We start from the raw sequence: 18,937 nt of genomic DNA, 5'->3' as shown, positions 1-18,937 counted from the left end.
CATGGCAGATGACCTTTTCGCCGGTGGCGCACCTTCCCCGTCCGGCAGCTACGACGCTTCCGCAATCGAAGTTCTCGAAGGACTGGAGCCGGTTCGTCGTCGACCCGGCATGTATATCGGCGGCACCGACGAACGCGCCTTTCACCATCTTGCGTCCGAAGTGCTCGACAACGCCATGGACGAAGCCGTGGCGGGCTTTGCGACCCGCATCGAAATCCAGCTTGAACCCGGCAATAAGCTGACGATCACGGACAACGGACGCGGCATCCCGGTCGATCCGCATCCCAAATTTCCCGGCAAGTCGGCGTTGGAAGTGATTCTGACGACGCTGCATTCGGGCGGAAAATTCAGCGACAAGGCGTATGCGACCTCCGGCGGCCTGCATGGCGTGGGCATCAGTGTCGTGAACGCGCTTTCCGTCGAAACGGTGGTGGAGGTTGCACGCAACAAGGAACTGTTCCGGCAAACTTTCTCGCAAGGACTGGCGCAGGGGCCGCTCGAAAAGATCGGCGCAGCACCCAATCGCCGCGGCACCGCCGTCAGCTTCATTCCCGACACCGAAATTTTCGGAGAAATGAAGTTCAAGCCTGCCCGCCTGCACCGGCTGGCACGGTCCAAGGCGTATCTCTTCGCGGGCGTCGAAATTCGCTGGAAATGCGACCCGTCGCTCATCACCGACGACACGCCCGCCGAAGCCGCGTTTCAGTTTCCCGGCGGCCTTTCGGACCATCTGCGCGAACAGATTGGCGACCGCGAATGTGCAACGACGAGCTTCTTTACCGGCAATCAGGATTTCCCCGCCACCGCCGGTCGCGTCGAGTGGGCAATTGCCTGGCCGCTCTGGTCGGACGGCAGCTATAGCTGGTATTGCAACACTATCCCGACACCCGATGGGGGAACGCATGAAGCCGGGCTGCGCACGGCCATCGTCAAGGGCATCCGGGCGTTCGGCGATCTGGTCGGGCAGAAAAAGGCCAAGGACATCCAGGCAGAAGACATCATGTCCTGCTGCGAAGTCATGCTGTCGGTGTTTATCCGCGATCCGCAGTTTCAGAGCCAGACCAAGGACCGGCTGACATCTCCCGAAGCCGCGCGCCTCGTCGAGAACGCCGTGCGCGATCACTTCGATCATTTTCTTTCCGATCATATGGATCGCGGCAAGGCGCTCCTCGCTTATGTGCTCGATCGCATGGACGAGCGGCTGCGGCGCAAGCAGGAAAAGGACGTCAAGCGCAAGACGGCGACTTCCGCCCGTAAGCTGCGCCTGCCCGGCAAGCTGACCGACTGTTCGGCGGATTCGCCCGAAGGCACCGAAATCTTCATCGTCGAAGGCGACAGCGCCGGCGGTTCCGCGAAACAGGCGCGCGACCGCAAGACGCAGGCCATCCTGCCCATCCGTGGCAAGATTCTCAACGTGGCCTCCGCGACCAGCGCCAAGATTCTGGCCAATCAGGAAATCGCCGATCTTATTCAGGCACTGGGATGCGGCACCCGCAAGGATTGCAACCCCGATCACCTCCGGTACGACCGCATCGTCATCATGACCGACGCCGATGTGGACGGCGCGCATATCGCAACCTTGCTGATGACCTTTTTCTTTCAGGAAATGCCCGAACTCGTGCGCCGGGGTCATCTCTATCTGGCCCAGCCGCCGCTGTATCGCATCGTCTCGGGCGGAAAGAGCCTTTACGCGCGCGATGACGTGCATCGGCTGGAATTGATGGAGAAAGAATTCAAGAACAAGAAGGTTGAGATCAGCCGCTTCAAAGGGCTGGGAGAAATGAACCCGATGCAGCTTCGCGAAACGACCATGGACCCCAAGACGCGGGGTATGATCCGGATTACGCTGCCTCAGGATTATGAGGAACGTGCGGGCGTGCGCGATCTGGTGGATCGCCTGATGGGAACCAACCCCGCGCATCGGTTTGCCTTCATTCAAGAAAACGCTGCCGCCGTCGATGAGGAAGCCATCGACGCATAAGAAAGGGGCGGCCCGGAATGTCCAGACCGCCCACATTCTTCGCCATGCGCCAGTTTTTCAGCCAGCTATCATGACACCTTCGCGACCGTCAGATTAGGCTGCGCCACCGCTGAGATAGCTGACCAGCTCCTCCTTGGTAATCGTACCGTTCTTGTCGGCATCCGCCGTCACGAACGCACCGTCTGCCCAAGCCGTCACTTCGGCAGGTTGAAGCGTCTTGCCCGTAGATTTCATTTCCTGATCCTTCAGGGCAACAACCCACTTGGAAAATTCTGCCTTTTCCAACTGGCCGGACTTGTCGGCGTCATAGGCCGGGAACTCGCTGTCCACGATGGCCGCAACTGTGGTTGCGCCAGCCGCAGGCTGAGCAGGCTGCGCTTCGGTCGTCGTTTGCGCAGGATCTTGCGCAGGTGCAGGTTGTGCCTGAGCCGGTGCGGCAGGCATCGGTGCTGCGGGCGCCGCAGGAGCGGCTGGCATTGGCTGCTGCGCGGGCGTTGCAGTCTGAGCCATGGCAGGCGCTGCAATCAGCAGTGCCGTCGAGCAAAGAAGGGTACGGATCATGTCGTCTCTCCAAATTTTCAAGCGGTCTGGACGCTCCGGCGATGGCGCCGTCTAAGCATCCGACTTGCCCTGAATAAACGGGGCGACGCCTCCCTTCGTTCCACTTCCGGTTGCAATGGAACTTCGACCCATCGCCGGAAATATGCGTTTCGCCCCTGACTCCCGCCCATAGTGGGACGAGCCGTGATCTAAACCTCACAGATTGCCCCTCCTGTTCACGCCTGCTAGGCGGCACGCGACCTCTCCAGACAGGATTCGCCAATGATCCCGCGTTATGCCCGCCCCGAAATGACTGCCATCTGGGAACCGGAAAGCCGTTTCCGTATATGGTTTGAGATTGAGGCGCATGCGACGGAAGCTTTGGCCGATCTGGGCGTAGTGCCCCAATCGGCGGCCAAGGCGCTGTGGGACTGGTGGGCGACCAACCCGACCATCGACGTTGCGGCCATCGACGCTATCGAAGCCGTGACCAAGCACGACGTCATCGCCTTCCTCACCTGGGTGGCGGAAAATGTGGGCGACGAGGCGCGCTTCATGCATCAGGGCATGACCTCCAGCGACGTACTCGACACCTGTCTGGCGGTACAGCTTGCCCGCGCCAGCGACATATTGATCGCTGACATCGACGCCCTGCTGGCCGTCATCAAGCGCCGCGCCTTCGAACATAAGCTGACGCCCACCATCGGCCGCAGCCATGGCATCCATGCCGAACCCGTTACCTTCGGCCTAAAGATGGCCGAAGCCTATGCCGAATTTTCCCGCTGCCGCGCGCGCCTCGTCGCCGCACGCGAGGAAATTGCCACCTGCGCAATCTCCGGCGCGGTCGGCACCTTCGCCAATATCGATCCGAAAGTCGAAGAGCATGTTGCCGCGAAGCTCGGCCTCGCCGTCGAACCCGTCTCGACGCAGGTCATACCCCGCGACCGGCACGCCATGTTCTTTGCTGTGCTGGGCGTGGTTGCGTCTTCCATCGAACGCCTGTCGATCGAAGTGCGCCATCTTCAGCGCACAGAAGTTCTGGAAGCAGAAGAATATTTCTCGCCGGGCCAGAAAGGCTCCTCGGCCATGCCGCACAAGCGCAACCCCGTGCTGACCGAGAACCTGACCGGCCTCGCGCGCATGGTCCGCGCCTACGCTCTGCCCGCTATGGAGAACGTCGCGCTCTGGCATGAGCGCGATATCAGCCACTCCTCGGTCGAACGCTACATCGCCCCCGATGCCACGATCACCCTCGATTTCGCGCTGGGTCGCTTGACCGGAGTCATCGACAAGCTGCTCGTCTACCCTGAGCGGATGATGAAGAATCTCGACAAGATGGGCGGCCTCGTCCACTCGCAGCGCGTGCTGTTGGCACTGACGCAGGCCGGAGTGAGCCGGGAGGACAGCTATCGCTATGTCCAGCGCAACGCCATGAAGGTGTGGGAATCGGACGGCGCGCTTTCGCTGCTCGAATTGCTCAAGGCCGACGCCGATGTTGCCGCTGCGCTGTCGGCGCAGGAGATCGAAGACAAGTTCAATCTCGATTATCACTTCAAGCAGGTCGACACGATCTTCACCCGCGTCTTCGGGCAAGCCTGACCGCTGCGGCGGTAGGGCTGGAACGACCATGCGAAATCCCCTAGACTGCATCGGGCAACAGCAAGAGGGCTTCCGATGCAGTTTCTGAAAACCGCGTTCTGGGTGGTGATCGCCGTCGCTATTGCCTTGTTCTGCAAGGCGAACTGGGCGTCGGTTCCCGTAAAACTCTGGGGCGATCTGGTCGCGGATATCAAGCTGCCGATCCTGATGATGGCAGCGTTCCTGTTGGGCGCGGTGCCCTTGTGGATCGCCTTGCGCGCTACGCGATGGAGCATGCGTAAACGGTTGGAATCGATGGAAAAGGCGCTGGCCAATGCCACAGCCGTACCGCCCCCGCCCCCTGCCCCCATGCTTCCGCCTGAAGACATTACCATAGTACCGAACGCATCATGACCAGCCCGATCTACCTCGCACTCGACACGCCCGACCTGCTCAAGGCGCAGGCCTTGGCGACCAAAGTGCGACGCCATGTCGGCGGACTGAAGCTGGGTCTCGAATTTTTCTGCGCCAACGGTCATCATGGCGTGCACGAAATGGCGAAGATCGGCCTGCCCATCTTCCTCGACCTTAAACTGCATGACATTCCCAACACCGTCGCGAAGGCAGTGCAGGCGCTTCACGTTCTCGAACCGGCGGTCATCACCGTCCATGCCGCGGGTGGCCGCGCGATGCTGGAGAATGCGAAAGCCGCCGCCGGCCTCAACACGAAGGTCGTCGCCGTAACTGTCCTCACCAGCCTCGACGATAGCGACCTCAATGATATCGGCGTCAGTGCCCGCGCAGAGGATCAGGTCGCGCGGCTGGCGGAACTCGCCAAAAGTGCAGGTTGCGACGGCATCGTCTGTTCCGGCGAAGAAGTCGCCATCGCAAAGCGCGCATGGCACGATGGCTATTTCGTCGTCCCCGGCGTCCGCCCCACTGGCGGCGCGATGGGCGACCAAAAGCGCGCCGTTACGCCCCGACAGGCACTGGATCGCGGGGCATCCATGTTGGTCGTGGGCCGCCCGATCACCATGGCGCAGGACCCCGATCTGGCCGCTCGCGAGATCGAAGCAACGCTCTGATATCATCCGTGATGCCCACGAAGGTGGAAATCCATCTCCAGTTGGTATGATGCCCCAACCCGTCTAAACCCGCCCCATGTCCCGAATCGCCACCAAAATCTGCGGCCTTTCCACGCCGGAAACGCTCGATGCTGCCCTGAAAGCCGGGGCCAGCCATGTCGGCTTCGTCTTTTTTCCCAAAAGCCCGCGCCATGTCGATTTCGACCGCGCCGCCGGCCTTACGGCGCGCGTCCCCCCGCATGTCGTTAGTGTAGGCGTCATGGTCGATCCGGACGACGACACCATAACCCAGGCCAAACAGGCCGGCGTCACCGCTATCCAGCTTCACGGCCACGAAACCCCTGAAAGAACCGCCGCGATCCGCGCGCGCTTCGGCCTGCCCCTGTGGAAAGCCATCTCCGTCAAGACCCGCGCCGACCTCGACCAAGGCCGCGCTTATACAGGCGCCGCCGATTTCCTCCTCTATGACGCAAAAACCCCGGATGGTGCATCGCTTCCCGGCGGCATGGGCCTGCGATTCGACTGGACGCTGCTCGTCGGCTTCACCCCGCCGCTCCCCTGGGGCCTGTCAGGCGGCCTCGACCCCGACAATGTGGCCGAAGCAGTCACCGTCACCCGCACCCCTCTTGTGGACGTATCCTCCGGCGTAGAAAGTTCGCCGGGCATCAAGGATGTGGACAAGATCGCTGCCTTCTGCAAAGCGGTTTCCCGATCATGACCCAGCAAACACCCCTCGCTAACAGCTTCCGCGCACAGCCCGACGAGAACGGGCATTTCGGCCAATTCGGCGGACGCTATGTCGCCGAAACGCTGATGCCGCTCGTCCTCGACCTTGACCGCCATTATCGCGCGGCGATGGCCGATCCGAAATTCCATGAGGAATTTGACTGGCTGATGAAGCATTATGTGGGCCGCCCCAGCCCGCTTTATTACGCCGAACGCCTGACCGAAACGCTGCGAGAAAGTGCACCGGAGGGCAAGGGCGCACAAGTCTGGTTCAAGCGCGACGAGCTGAACCACACCGGCGCGCACAAGATCAACAACTGCATCGGCCAGATCCTGCTCGCCAAGCGCATGGGCAAGACGCGGATCATCGCGGAAACTGGCGCAGGCCAGCATGGCGTGGCCACCGCGACCGTCGCTGCGCGCTTTGGCCTCCCTTGCGTCATCTATATGGGTGCCCGCGATATAGAGCGGCAGCAGCCCAATGTGTTCCGCATGAAGCTGCTCGGCGCCGAAGTCGTTGCCGTGCAGAGCGGCGCGCGCACGCTGAAGGACGCCATGAATGAAGCGCTCCGCGATTGGGTCGCCAACGTTCACGACACCTTCTACATCATCGGCACGGCGGCGGGGCCACATCCCTACCCCGAACTCGTCCGCGAATTTCAATCGGTCATTGGCCGTGAAGCCCGCGAACAGATTCAGGAACTGGCCGGACGCCTGCCCGACCTGCTGATCGCAGCCATCGGCGGCGGCTCCAACGCCATCGGCCTCTTCCATCCCTTCCTCGACGATCCCGATGTTGCCATGCTGGGCATCGAAGCGGCCGGTCACGGGATCGAGAGCGGAGAACATGCCGCCAGCCTTGCAGGCGGCACCCCCGGCATCCTCCACGGCAACAAGACCTTCTTGCTGCAGGACGAAGACGGCCAGATCGCCGAGGCACACAGCATTTCCGCCGGTCTGGATTATCCCGGCATCGGCCCGGAGCATAGCTGGCTGAAGGATATCGGCCGCGTGCAATATGAATCGGTGACTGACAAGGAAGCGCTGGAGGGGTTCCAGCTTCTCTGCCGGACCGAAGGGATCATCCCCGCGCTCGAACCCAGCCATGCCATCGCCGCTGTCGCCCGCAAGGCTCGAGAAATGGATCGCGACCAGATCATCATCGCCAATCTGTGCGGTCGCGGGGACAAGGACATCTTTACCGTGGCCGAAGCACTCGGCGTGGATATCTGACATGAACGACCGTCTCTCCACCCGCTTCACCAAATGCCGTGCGGAAGGGCGCGCTGCGCTCATCACCTTCGTTACCGCCGGCGATCCGACACCGGGCGATACCGCTGCGATCCTCGACGCGCTCGTCGCGGGCGGCGCTGACATTATCGAACTGGGCATGCCCTTCACCGACCCGATGGCCGACGGCCAAGCCATCCAGCTTGCCAATTTGCGCAGCCTCGGCGCAGGCACAAAGACCGCAGACATCCTCGCAATCGCCACGGCCTTTCGTGAACGTCACCCTGAAACGCCGCTGATCCTGATGGGATATGCCAACCCGTTGGTTCGACGCGGTGGCGAGTGGTTCGCGACCGCAGCGCGCAACGCCGGTGTCGATGGCGTCATCTGCGTGGATATACCGCCCGAAGAAGACGGCGAACTTGGCCCCGCGCTCCGCAACGCCGGACTGCATCTCGTGCGCCTCGCGACACCGACCACGGATGATGCGCGCTTGCCTACGGTTCTCAATGGCGCCAGCGGCTTCCTCTATTATGTGTCTGTCGCAGGCATAACCGGCAAGCAACAAGCGCAGCAGGCCAGCATCGAAAATGCGGTCGGCAAGCTCAAGGCTGCCACCGATATCCCAATCGCCGTAGGTTTCGGCATCCGCACGCCGGAGCAGGCCGCTGCCATCGGTCGGGTGGCCGATGGTGTGGTCGTGGGTTCGGCGATCATCGACATCGTGGGAACCCATGGCAATCAGTCTGCGGCCTACGTCACAGACTATGTCGCCTCCCTCCGCGCAGCCCTTACCGTCAAAGAGCCTGTCACATGAGCTGGATCAACCGCGTTCGCAACGTCATTCCCTTCATCGCGAAGAAGAATGAAAACACGGACACGCTCTGGCACAAGTGCGGCAATTGCGGTCAGATGATCTTCACGCGGGAGTGGGAAGAGAATCTGTCGGTCTGCCCCAAATGCGATCATCATGGCCGCATCGGTCCAAAGGCGCGCTTCAATCAGTTGCTCGATGCTGGTTTTGTGGTGCTTTCCACGCCCACCGTCCGCGAAGATCCGCTGAAATTCCGCGATTCCAAGAAATATGTCGACCGCATCAAGGCGGCGCGCACCGCAACGGGTGAAACCGACGCGCTGATCAACGCACGGGGCGCCATCGACGGCAGCACTGTCGTACTGGGCATACAGGATTTCGCCTATATGGGCGGTTCCATGGGCATGGGTGTGGGCGCAGCTTTCGTTCAGGGCGTCGAGGAAGCCATCGCCCATCGCGCGCCCTACATCATCTTCACCGCAGCAGGCGGCGCGCGGATGCAAGAGGGTATCCTTTCGCTGATGCAGATGCCGCGCGCTACGGCCGCGATCCAGAAACTTCATGCGGCGGGCCTTCCTTATATCGTCGTGCTGACCGATCCGACCACGGGTGGCGTGACCGCCAGCTATGCGATGCTGGGCGACGTACAGATTGCCGAACCCAATGCCCTCATCGGCTTTGCCGGACAGCGCGTGATCGAAAACACCATTCGCGAAAAACTGCCTGAAGGCTTCCAGCGCGCCGAATATCTGCTCGATCACGGCATGATCGACATGGTCGTGCACCGCCGCGATCTGAAGGCGACGCTTGCCCAGGTGGTCGGCTATCTGACAGCTAAAGAAGCAGCCTAGTTCTTATATTTCTCCTCCCTTGAGAGGCTCGTGAGGCCTAATGCCCGATAACGCGACCTCCACCGATCCCGCCGTACAGGCTCAGCTTGATCGCCTGTGGTCATTGTCGCCCGGTGCCGACATCCTTGGCCTCGAACGCATCACGCAGATATTGGCGCGCCTTGGCGACCCGCACCTGTCCTTGCCGCCGATCTTTCACGTCGCTGGCACCAATGGCAAAGGCTCGACCTGCGCCTTCCTGCGCGCCGCGCTGGAGGCGGATGGCAAGAGCGTCCATGTCTTCACGTCGCCGCATCTGGTCCGCTTCAACGAACGCATCCGCATAAACGGCGCACTCATCACCGACGCGATGCTGGCCGAATATCTGGAATATGTGCTCGACCGATCGGCGGACATCGGCGCCAGTTTCTTCGAAGTGACTACCGCCGTGGCGTTCATGGCCTTTGCACGGCACCCTGCCGACGCCTGCATCATAGAGGTCGGATTGGGCGGACGGCTCGACGCGACCAATGTCCTGACAACGCCCACCGTGTGCGGCATCGCGCAACTCGGCATCGATCATCAGGCTTTCCTCGGAAACAGCCTCGCGGAAATTGCAGCGGAAAAGGCAGGCATCGCCAAAGCGGAAGTCCCGCTGGTGACGGCACGCTATGCCTCATCGATAGAACCCATCATCGCAGGCGTGGCCAACGCCATTCAGGCTCCATGGCTGCCCATGGGATCGGACTGGGATGCGGCGGTCTATCGCGAGCGCTTGCATTATCGCGACGCGCTCGGAAAACTGGACCTGCCGCTGCCCCGCCTCCCCGGCCCGCATCAACCCATGAATGCCGCGCTCGCAATTGCCATGCTGCGTCACCAGCACGCCGTTCCAATCAGCGAATCGGCGCTCAAAGCTGCACCGCTTTGGGCGCAGTGGCCCGCCAGGTTGCAGCGTTTGGACGGCGGCCCGCTCGTCGCACCGCTCCCCACCGGCAGCTCGGTCTGGCTGGACGGGGGGCATAATGCCGACGCCGGCGAAATGCTCGGTGCGTTTTTCAGCGGGCCCAATCTGCCTGACGGGGGCTTGCACCTCATCATCGGCATGCTCTCGAACAAGGATGTGGACGCCTTTATCGCCCCGCTAAAGGGCAAGGTGGCGCATATCCACGCTCTTCCCGTTCCCGGCCATGAGCATCACGGCGCGGACCGTTTCGAAGCCATCGCTGCACAATGGGACATCGGCTGCACCCCCCATAGCAACGCTGCAGAGGCCGTCGCTGTCATAGCGGCGGAAGGAAAACCGGTGTCCATACTGATCGCAGGTTCGCTCTATCTGGCGGGCGATGTGCTCCGGCGAAACAACCAACTACCGGACTAATCCACCGCCTCTCATTATTGCGATTGACTCGCAATAGCTAATCTATATCGTGGGTGCTGCCGCTACAGGAGACCCCGATCATGTCCCAGATTCCCTCGCGCCCCGCTTCGCTATCCACGCCATCGTCCGCCCCGGCCATAGCAGACAGGCCCATGCCGCATACCAGCGGCAGTCGGCTTTTCCTTTTCGCGATGCGCCGCATGGCGTCGGCAGGCGTCAACGATGCGCACGCCGCAAACGCGCTGCTGGGGAACTTCGGCAAGAGCTATCGGCGCCCGCTGATCCTGATGCGCGCAATGATGCTGGAATTCTCGCGCGTGTCTAACCGCAAAATTCTCGTCGCGCCGTGCTGCTGCCATCGCATGACCGGCGACGAAGCGCGCATGATCCGCGCAATGACGACCTCCCGCAACGATCCTGCAAAGGCCTTTGAAGACTTGTCGACGCTGTTTATGGAAACCGCTGTATTGGGCGCCCTGACATGCGCGCAGGCTGTCGCACAAAGCTATGCAGACCTGGGCTGCCCGATAGACCTCTATGCCGAAGGCTGATCGGGCGCCTCGACGGTGCCCGCCGTCCCCACGCTGGCATCGATCAGACCCGCCCGCATCATCAGCCAGAACAGCAATATCCCCGGCACGGCCAGCGCCGTAGTCAGCAGATAAAAGTCGACATAGCCGAACCGCTCGATCAACGCTCCTGCGCTTGTCCCCGTCAGGAACCGTCCGACAATGCTCGCCGCCGCAGAGATCAACGCATATTGCGCGGCCGTAAAACGCAGATCGCACAAGGCCGAGAAGTAAGCGATCACCGTCACGCCCCCAATGCCGCTCGCGAAATTCTCAAAGCCGATGGCCCCCGCCATCCCCCAATTGCTGTGCCCCGCCGACGCAAGCGCCGCAAAGCTGAAATTGGACACGCCCATCAGGATCAAACTGACCAGCACCGACCGCTTCATCCCCATCCGCGCATAGAGGATGCCGCCCACGAAAATGCCGATCAGATAGGCCCAGAAACCGATACCCACGTCGTAAATGGCGATCTCGTCATTGCTGTACCCCAGATCGTCGAACAACAAACGAAACGTGAGATTGGCGAGCGTATCCCCAATCTTGTGCAGCAGGATGAACAGCAGGACGAGAAACGCGCCTTTCCGCTGAAAAAACTCCACCAGCGGGCCTGCGATAGACTGCCACAACTCGCCCACCGCGCGCTTGGCCGTAGGATCGCGATGCCGCTCTGGCTCACCCATGATAAGCCCGGTCAGCATGGCGGGAAGCGCAAACACCGCGCAGGCGAGATACGCCCCTTCCCACCCGATGCGCGACGCAAGCACCAGCGCCAATGCTCCGGCGGCGACCGATCCGATGCGCCAGCCATATTGCGTCATGCCGGACCCGACACCCAGTTCCTCGGGCTTGAGCAATTCGATGCGATAGGCATCGATCACGATATCGAATGTAGCCCCCGCCGCACCGACCAGCACAGCGGCATAGGCCGTCGCGAGCAGGCTCGCACGCGGATCGACCAGCGCCAGATTGGCGACCGCCGCCATCACCAGCACGCCCGCCAGCAACAACCACGACACGCGCTTGCCCATATGCCCGATCAGCGGCAACCGAACACCATCGACCACCCAGGCCCAAAGCCATTTGAGATTATAGACCAGAAACGCCAGCGTGAACGCGGTCACCGCTTTCTTGTCGATCCCGTCCTGCGCCAGCCGCGTCGTCAGCGTCGCGCCGATCATCGCATAGGGAAAGCCAGAAGACACACCCAGAAAGAAAGCCGCCACAGGCGCAGGCTGCGTATAGGGCCGCACCATTTCCGGCACATTCCTGCGCCAGCCTGTCGTCTCGGTCGTCACTGTCATGGTCGCTGCGGTCCCCGTCTCATTGCGCGAACCCTAGCCAAAAATGGACGGCGCACCACCCCCTATTGCGGCGGATTGTCCCCCACGCTCCGGAACAGGCTCAATCCACCCGGAGATCGCGGCGGCCGTTTCCCGCGGATAAGGGCATCGACAACCTTGATCGCCGCCAGCAAATCTTTTTGGGAATAAGGTTTGGCAAGGCACCCATAAGCCAGATGCCGCGCCTCGCCGGGACAAGCCCCTGTCACGAACAGCACCGGAATATCGCGCTCGGCGGCAACGGCGGCAACCTCCACGCCATTGCGGTCACCGGACAGATTTACGTCGGCAATCACCAGATCGATGGCGTCGCTTTCCATATGCGCAAAGGCCGCATCATAGCTGTCGACTGTCCCCACCACCGTATACCCGGCATGCACCAGAAAATTCTCATTATCGAAGGCAACCAGCGGCTCATCCTCCACCACCAATATGCGATGGATTGCCTGTCGCGCACTCCCAGAGACGCCCTTCCCGAAAAACATTTGCCGTCCCGCCCCATTTCCGTCATCACGCGCGCAGCATTAGCGCGTGTGGTATAACGCCCGGCATCATCCGCAAGTTGCCTGCCGGACCCGCTACACCCTATTAATCTGCCAGCATACTGGCACTGTTTATCCAATTTGTACGCCGGTCAGCCGGTAAGAGGAAATTTAGTCTGCGCCCGCCCAAGAAACCCTTCGCAACTCCCGGCCCTGCTCGCGCCACGCGACGTCCCGTCGTGGGCGCGCGCAAGACCCCGACTGCGGCCAATCCGCACCCCGCCCGCGCGCAGGCCGCGAGCGCAGGAAGCGACGAGCCGCAACGGATCGCCAAGCTACTGGCCCGCGCCGGAGTCGCCTCGCGCCGCGAGATCGAGCGGATGATAGAGGAAGGCCGCGTCTCTCTCAACGGCACAGTGCTGACGACCCCGGCAACGTTGCTCGCCAACCTGCAAGGCGTGACTGTCGACGGCAAGTTCATCGACGCCCCCGAACCGACCCGCCTCTTCCTCTTCCACAAGCCCGCCGGCTTCCTGACGACCGAGCGCGACCCGAAGGGGCGCAAGACCATCTACGACCGGCTGCCCGCCGGTCTGCCGCGTGTCATGCCCATCGGCCGCCTCGACATGAACACCGAAGGGTTGCTCCTCCTCACCACCGATGGCGAGTTCAAGCGGCAGATGGAACTGCCTTCCACCGGCGTAGAGCGCAGCTACCGCGCCCGTGCGCACGGCACCGTCAGTCAGGCACAGCTTGAAGATCTGGCGATGGGGGTAGAAATCGAAGGCGTGCGGTATGGCCGCATCGACGCCAATCTGGAACGCCGCACCGGCACGAACCAGTGGATCGAAATGACGCTGACCGAAGGCAAAAACCGCGAAGTGCGCCGCGTTCTGGAATATCTCGGCGTCGAAGTGAACCGCCTCATCCGTACGCGCTATGGCGTGTTCGAACTGACCGATCTGCCCGTTGGCGAGGTATTCGAAGTGCGCCAGCATGATCTGGCGCAGTTTCGAAAGACGCTCAAGAAATGAGGATCATTGCCGGGCAATGGCGTGGCCGTCCGCTGGTCGCGCCCAAAGGCGAAGTGACTCGCCCCACCGCCGACCGCACGCGCGAAGCCCTCTTCTCGATGCTCACCAGCCGCCTCGGCAGCTTCGAAGCCATAAGCGTCGCGGATCTTTTCGCAGGATCGGGCGCGCTGGGCCTCGAAGCCCTGTCGCGCGGCGCAGCAAGCTGCATCTTCGTCGAACATGACAAGCCAGCCGTAGATGCCCTGCGGGCCAATGCAGAAAAGCTGGGGCTGCGCGCGGACGTCCGCCAGACATCGGCGCTGGCCTTGGGCAGCGCGCCTGTGCCGCTCGACCTCATTCTGATGGACCCACCCTACGGCACCGGTGCCGGTGCCGTGGCCCTCGACAAATTATCGCGCCTCGGCTGGATCGGCCCAGCGACCTGGGTCAGCATCGAAACCGACAAGCGCGAAACGATCGACGTAAAGGGCTTCGAAGCGGAAACTGTCCGCGACATCGGCAAAGCCCGTATCCATTTGCTCAGGATGACCGGCGCCTGACGCAAAAAGAAAAGGCCGGATCAACGATCCGACCTCTTCCTCCCTCGTGACCCATAAAAGGGTCAGCAAACTTTAGCGCTTGCGCTTCATTTTCCGCGCTTCCGATGGGTTCATACAACTGTCCGTCACAGTCTTGCTGCACATCGGATAATCTGTCTTCGGCGCGGGCGCTGCTTCGGCGGGCATGGGTGCTCGGCCAGCCTGCGCTCCTGGAGGTGCCGGCGGCGTCGGTGCCATCATACCACCATTGGGCTGTGGCGCGCTTTCCGTTCCACCTGCGTTGGGATCGGCGGGCGGCATCTGGCCGCTCTGCGGCATTTGCTGCGCGCTCATATCGTTTGGCGGAGGCGGCGGCATCGGGGCATCGGGCGCTCCGGCCGGCGGCGGCGGCGGTGCCATCTGACCGGCTTCCTGCGCCATGGCGGGGGCAGCAATGGCCAGAGCAGCGGCGCTTATAAGCATCGAGAGTTTCATGGAGATCATCCTCTGTCGTTATATTCGGTAGGCGCTCAACCGGAGTGCCGCCTGCCCGTTCCCCTTCGCGCCGTGAATCGCGACCGACCGTGCTTCGCGTGACGCGAATGGATAATGCGCCTTTATCCTTGCTCCTGTGGGCGACGTTCCCTAATTGTTCGATCATGTCTCTCCCCATTTCCGATACGCCGTCTCCGAACGATCCGCCTTATCTGCGCGGCCTCAACGCCCCCCAGCGTGAGGCGGTACTTACCACCGAAGGCCCGCTACTCGTGTTGGCGGGCGCTGGCACAGGCAAGACGGCAGCGCTGACCGCACGCCTCGCGCACCTCATCGCCACCCGCCGCGCCTATCCTTCGGAAATCCTCGCCGTCACCTTCACCAATAAGGCGGCTCGTGAAATGAAGGAGCGCGTCGCGCGCATGATGGGCGGCCCAGAGGGTCAGATGGAGGGTCTGCCGTGGCTCGGCACTTTCCACGCCATCGGCGCAAAGATGCTGCGCCGCCATGCTGAACTGGTCGGCCTGCAAAGCAACTTCACCATCCTCGATACCGACGATCAGCTCCGGCTGATGAAGCAACTGATTCAGGCCGAAGGGATCGACGAAAAGCGCTGGCCCGCACGGCAACTCGGCGGTCTGATCGACCGATGGAAGAACAAGGGGCTGACCCCGCAGGACATCGATGCAGGCGAGAGCGAAGCCTATGCCAATGGCAAGGGCCAGCAACTCTACGCTGCCTATCAGGCGCGGCTGCTCGCGCTCAACGCCTGCGACTTCGGCGACCTGCTGCTCCACGTCCTGACCCTGCTGAAAAAGGATCGCGAGATACTCGCCCAGTATCAACAGCGCTTCCGCTACATCATGGTGGACGAATATCAGGACACCAACTCCAGCCAGTATCTCTGGCTTCGCCTGCTGGCGCAGGAGCGCAAGAATATCTGCTGCGTGGGCGATGACGACCAGAGCATCTATAGCTGGCGCGGCGCGCAAGTGGAAAACATCCTGAAGTTCGAAAAGGATTTCCCCGGCGCGAAAATCGTCAAGCTGGAACAGAATTACCGCTCCACCCCGCACATCCTCGCCGCCGCATCGGGCGTCATCGCGGAAAATGGCGGACGGCTCGGCAAGACGCTCTGGACCGACGAAGCCGAAGGCGAAAAGGTGCAGGTGCTCGGCATCTGGGACGGCCCGGAAGAGGCGCGCCGCGTCGGCGACGAAATCGAAAACCATCAGCGCGCGGGCGGCGCGCTGGACGATGTCGCCATCCTCGTCCGCGCCCAGCATCAGACGCGCGAATTCGAAGACCGCTTCATTCAGATCGGGATGCCGTACAAGATCGTGGGTGGCTTCCGCTTCTACGAACGCGCCGAAATCCGCGATGCGCTCGCATACCTCCGCCTCGTCAACCAGCCCGCCGACGATCTCGCCTTCGAACGCATCGTCAACGTTCCCAAGCGAGGCCTGGGCGACAAGGCCGTCGAGAAACTCCACCGCCTCGCCCGTGCCGAAGGCGCACCGCTCACCATCGCCGCTGCCCGCATCCTCGACACCGACGAACTGACCCCACAGGCCCGCCGCGCGCTCGGCAATTTCGTCGGCGATCTCGCCCGCTGGCGCGACAAGGCAACCCAGCTCCCGCACCCAGAACTTGCGCGCCAGATCCTCGACGAAAGCGGCTACACCGCCGCGCTACAGGCCGAACGCTCGACCGAAGCGGCCGGACGCCTCGAAAACCTCACCGAACTCGTCCGCGCGATGGAAGAATATGAAACGCTCGGCGCGTTCCTCGAACATGTCAGCCTCGTCATGGACAATGAGGCCCAGGCGGACAGTCAGAAGGTCACCATCATGACCATCCACGCCGCCAAGGGACTGGAATATGACACAGTCTTCCTGGTCGGCTGGGAAGAAGGCATTTTCCCCTCGCAACGCGCGCTCGACGAAGGCGGCCTCGCGTCGCTGGAGGAGGAACGCCGCCTTGCCTACGTCGCAATCACCCGCGCGCGGCGCAAATGCGTCATTCTCCACGCCGCCAACCGTCGCATCTATGGCCAGTGGACCAGCTCGATACCCAGCCGCTTCGTCGGCGAATTGCCAAAGGCGCACATCGCTGAGGAAAGCAGCATGACCGGCGGCGCGTCCCTATGGCGCGCCAACTGGTCGGAACGCGACGATCCCTTCTCCGACGTCGTGCGTGGCACAGGGCGCGGCCCCGGCTGGCAACGCGCATCGACTGGCGGCCAGTTCACCCGCGAACCCACTCGGCTAGTGGAGGCACGCGCCTCCGCCGTTTCCATCGGCAACAAGGGCCGCAGCGACATGGAAGTCGGCCTGCGCGTGTTCCACCAGAAATTCGGCTATGGCACCGTTGCAGAGATTGAAGGCAACAAGCTGGAAATCGATTTCGAAACTGCCGGGCGCAAGCGCGTGATGGACAGTTTCGTCAGCCTAAGCTGACCCCGTTCAGTCCAGCTCGTCGAACAGGGAGATGTTCTTCGTCCCCGCCATGCGCGCAGCGTTGATCCGGGTCTGCTCGGTATAGCCCAGCGCCTTGCGCTCTTCCGGGCTTTTGGTGTCGTAATTCTGCTCCAGCGTCTTGCCATAGCTGGCCAGCGTAGCGACCGACATGCCGCTGGACAAAGCCGTGGTCAGCACGTCCCGCTCCCGCCCCTTCAGTGCCGCGCGCGCCGCTGCCTGTTCTTCCTGCGAAAACTGATGCCCTTCGTTAAGAACAATGGACGCAAGGCCACGACCGGAAATCTTCGCAAAGTCGGGCGATGTGTTGCCTGCCTTATACTGGCTGTTCAATATGGCCCGCATCTCTTTGGCCAGCACGCCAAAATTCTTGGTCTGATCGGCCTTGTTCGCCTGCGCCAGCGTGGCGGCGGGCGATATCTGCACATCGCCTGTCGATGGCTTGGATTTGGCGTCCGCTTTTTCCTGGGCAGCTTGCGCCAGAACAAGGCGCGCTTGCGCCGCAGAAATAACGCTGTTGCCCGTGGCGGACGATGATCCGCTTGTGAACGTAGAGAGGATCGAAATCAGCGACATAAGCACCTTCGCAATTACACAGCGCCAAAGGTAAACAGACAGCGTTAACGATCTCTTACGATTGCCGCCTTTTCCGCCCGCAACTTTTCCTTACCTCCGCCGCCGCGCCTCGCTAGAACGCGGACGATGGAAAGCACGCCAAACGCCACGCTACTCGCCAGCGGCCTGACTGCCTTGCGCAGCGGCGATTTCGTCACAGCCAGACGGCATTTTGAAGCCATGTCCCCGCCGTCATGGCTACCGCTTGCGCAAGCCTGCAACCGTATGGGCGATAGCGAAGGCGAAGAAGCCGCGCTGAAAGGGCAACTGGCCGCTGACGCGCGGAACCTCCCGGCCCTGCTGGCAATGGCCGTCTTGAAGGAACGCACGCAGGACCATCGCGCCGCGACATCCTTCTACCGCACGGCCATCGCGCAGGCGTCGGTGATGGAGGTGCCGGCCGCCCTCCACCCGCTGCTCGACCGCGGGCAGGCCTTCCTGATGGAAGCCAACGCCGCCTTTGAAAGCCACCTGCGCAACAGCTTGTCGGCAGCGGGCCTTGCCCAGAAAAGTGCCAGGATCGCGCAGTCGATCGATCTTCTGACCGGCAAGACCACCCTCTACCAACAGCAACCCAGCATGTTCTACTTCCCCGGCCTGCCCCAGCGCCAGTTCTACGAGCGTGCAGAGTTCGACTGGCTTGCCGAAGTCGAAGCGGCAACGACCGACATGCAGTCCGAACTGCGCGATGTTCTTGCCGATGGACAGGATTTCCGACCCTATGTCGAAACCGCGCCGGATCGCCCGGCACCCAACAACCCTCTGCGGGACGATCCGGCATGGGGCGCCCATTATTTCTGGAAGAATGGCACGCACGTAACTGAAAATACAGCCCGCGCTCCGGCGACGATGGCCGCTCTGACCGCTGCCCCACTTCCGCATATCGGGGGCCGCTCGCCCATGGCCTTATGGTCGCTGCTTAAACCCGGCACGCATATCGCACCCCATTACGGGATGCTGAACACGCGGCTCATTTGCCACATCCCGCTGATCGTTCCGCCCGATTGCGCACTGCGCGTCGGGAACGAAACGCGCTCGTGGGAACCGGGCAAGGCGTTGATCTTCGATGACAGCATAGAACATGAAGCCTGGAACCGCAGCGCCGATACCCGCGTCATCCTGCTTTTCGAAATATGGCGCCCTGAAATCACCGAAGAAGAACGCGCGGCGCTGGTACATTTATTCGAAGCCATAGACGCCTATGGACCGCAGGATGCAGAATCAGGCGGACCGTTGTAA

At 62.0% G+C, this 18,937-nt stretch carries 19 protein-coding genes; 14 read left to right on the top strand and 5 right to left on the bottom strand.

Features of this window, described 5'->3' with window-relative positions; translation table 11 throughout:
- The first annotated feature begins 1 nt into the window (after position 1).
- Positions 2-1,981, top strand: coding sequence for a DNA topoisomerase IV subunit B (gene parE / locus QMG56_RS11360; protein ID WP_230187492.1), 1,980 nt, complete (start codon positions 2-4; stop codon positions 1,979-1,981).
- Between the two features lie 93 nt (positions 1,982-2,074).
- On the opposite strand, the gene QMG56_RS11355 is transcribed toward parE, so the two are convergent.
- Positions 2,075-2,542: an EF-hand domain-containing protein gene (locus tag QMG56_RS11355; protein ID WP_281822631.1), complete on the bottom strand. Its 468-nt coding sequence runs from the start codon at positions 2,540-2,542 to the stop codon at positions 2,075-2,077.
- Positions 2,543-2,803: 261 nt separating this feature from the next.
- Between QMG56_RS11355 and purB the strand changes: the two genes are divergently transcribed.
- From purB to QMG56_RS11310, 9 genes are all read left to right on the top strand, one after another.
- Positions 2,804-4,120, top strand: a complete 1,317-nt coding sequence (gene purB, locus QMG56_RS11350; RefSeq protein ID WP_230187490.1) for an adenylosuccinate lyase — start codon at positions 2,804-2,806, stop codon at positions 4,118-4,120.
- 75 nt (positions 4,121-4,195) lie between these two features.
- The gene (locus QMG56_RS11345) at positions 4,196-4,513 is read left to right on the top strand and encodes a hypothetical protein (RefSeq protein ID WP_230187489.1); all 318 of its coding nucleotides are present in this window, start codon (positions 4,196-4,198) and stop codon (positions 4,511-4,513) included.
- Complete coding sequence (gene pyrF / locus QMG56_RS11340; protein WP_281822630.1) at positions 4,510-5,184, top strand: orotidine-5'-phosphate decarboxylase; 675 nt, start codon at positions 4,510-4,512, stop codon at positions 5,182-5,184. The genes QMG56_RS11345 and pyrF overlap by 4 nt, the downstream gene beginning before the upstream one ends.
- Before the next feature lie 76 nt (positions 5,185-5,260).
- The gene (locus QMG56_RS11335; RefSeq protein ID WP_281822629.1) at positions 5,261-5,902 is read left to right on the top strand and encodes a phosphoribosylanthranilate isomerase; all 642 of its coding nucleotides are present in this window, start codon (positions 5,261-5,263) and stop codon (positions 5,900-5,902) included.
- Positions 5,899-7,143, top strand: a complete 1,245-nt coding sequence (gene trpB / locus QMG56_RS11330) for a tryptophan synthase subunit beta (RefSeq protein WP_281822628.1) — start codon at positions 5,899-5,901, stop codon at positions 7,141-7,143. Before QMG56_RS11335 ends, trpB begins: the two co-directional genes overlap by 4 nt.
- A 1-nt stretch (position 7,144) precedes the next feature.
- A complete protein-coding gene (gene trpA, locus QMG56_RS11325) occupies positions 7,145-7,957 on the top strand; it encodes a tryptophan synthase subunit alpha (protein WP_281822627.1) in 813 nt (270 codons plus the stop codon).
- Positions 7,954-8,805 (top strand): acetyl-CoA carboxylase, carboxyltransferase subunit beta, encoded by an 852-nt coding sequence (gene accD / locus QMG56_RS11320; protein WP_230187484.1) that lies wholly within the window; start codon positions 7,954-7,956, stop codon positions 8,803-8,805. The genes trpA and accD overlap by 4 nt, the downstream gene beginning before the upstream one ends.
- Positions 8,806-8,845: 40 nt before the next feature.
- Positions 8,846-10,165: a folylpolyglutamate synthase/dihydrofolate synthase family protein gene (locus tag QMG56_RS11315; RefSeq protein ID WP_281822626.1), complete on the top strand. Its 1,320-nt coding sequence runs from the start codon at positions 8,846-8,848 to the stop codon at positions 10,163-10,165.
- 152 nt (positions 10,166-10,317) lie between these two features.
- On the top strand, positions 10,318-10,716 hold the full coding sequence (locus tag QMG56_RS11310) for a DUF6628 family protein (RefSeq protein WP_230187532.1): 399 nt from the start codon (positions 10,318-10,320) through the stop codon (positions 10,714-10,716).
- Here QMG56_RS11310 and QMG56_RS11305 read toward each other — a convergent pair.
- Both QMG56_RS11305 and QMG56_RS11300 read right to left on the bottom strand, forming a co-directional pair.
- A complete protein-coding gene (locus QMG56_RS11305) occupies positions 10,701-12,038 on the bottom strand; it encodes an MFS transporter (protein WP_230187482.1) in 1,338 nt (445 codons plus the stop codon). The two genes, QMG56_RS11310 and QMG56_RS11305, sit on opposite strands and share 16 nt — an antisense overlap.
- A gap of 62 nt (positions 12,039-12,100) precedes the next feature.
- Entirely contained in the window at positions 12,101-12,562 is a 462-nt protein-coding gene (locus QMG56_RS11300) for a response regulator (RefSeq protein WP_281822625.1), read from the bottom strand.
- Between the two features lie 173 nt (positions 12,563-12,735).
- Here QMG56_RS11300 and QMG56_RS11295 point away from each other — a divergent pair, with 173 nt between their 5' ends.
- Positions 12,736-13,593 carry a pseudouridine synthase gene (locus QMG56_RS11295; protein WP_375713685.1) on the top strand — a complete coding sequence of 286 codons (858 nt, stop codon included), beginning with the start codon at positions 12,736-12,738 and terminating at the stop codon, positions 13,591-13,593.
- On the top strand, positions 13,590-14,132 hold the full coding sequence (gene rsmD / locus QMG56_RS11290; RefSeq protein ID WP_281822624.1) for a 16S rRNA (guanine(966)-N(2))-methyltransferase RsmD: 543 nt from the start codon (positions 13,590-13,592) through the stop codon (positions 14,130-14,132). Before QMG56_RS11295 ends, rsmD begins: the two co-directional genes overlap by 4 nt.
- A 72-nt stretch (positions 14,133-14,204) precedes the next feature.
- Here rsmD and QMG56_RS11285 read toward each other — a convergent pair whose 3' ends face one another.
- Positions 14,205-14,606, bottom strand: coding sequence for a Fe-S oxidoreductase (locus QMG56_RS11285; RefSeq protein WP_281822623.1), 402 nt, complete (start codon positions 14,604-14,606; stop codon positions 14,205-14,207).
- A gap of 164 nt (positions 14,607-14,770) precedes the next feature.
- Between QMG56_RS11285 and QMG56_RS11280 the strand changes: the two genes are divergently transcribed.
- Positions 14,771-17,065 (top strand): ATP-dependent helicase, encoded by a 2,295-nt coding sequence (locus QMG56_RS11280; RefSeq protein WP_281822622.1) that lies wholly within the window; start codon positions 14,771-14,773, stop codon positions 17,063-17,065.
- Positions 17,066-17,071: 6 nt separating this feature from the next.
- On the opposite strand, the gene QMG56_RS11275 is transcribed toward QMG56_RS11280, so the two are convergent.
- Positions 17,072-17,659, bottom strand: coding sequence for a hypothetical protein (locus tag QMG56_RS11275; protein ID WP_281822621.1), 588 nt, complete (start codon positions 17,657-17,659; stop codon positions 17,072-17,074).
- A 126-nt stretch (positions 17,660-17,785) separates the two neighbouring features.
- On the opposite strand from QMG56_RS11275, the gene QMG56_RS11270 reads away from it, so the two are divergent.
- Positions 17,786-18,937 carry an aspartyl/asparaginyl beta-hydroxylase domain-containing protein gene (locus QMG56_RS11270; RefSeq protein WP_281822620.1) on the top strand — a complete coding sequence of 384 codons (1,152 nt, stop codon included), beginning with the start codon at positions 17,786-17,788 and terminating at the stop codon, positions 18,935-18,937.

This window comes from Sphingobium sp. BS19, assembly GCF_027925545.1.
Taxonomy (GTDB): Bacteria; Pseudomonadota; Alphaproteobacteria; order Sphingomonadales; family Sphingomonadaceae; genus Sphingobium.
Note: the sequence above shows the minus strand (reverse complement) of the source record. Positions and strands in the feature narration are given on the sequence as shown.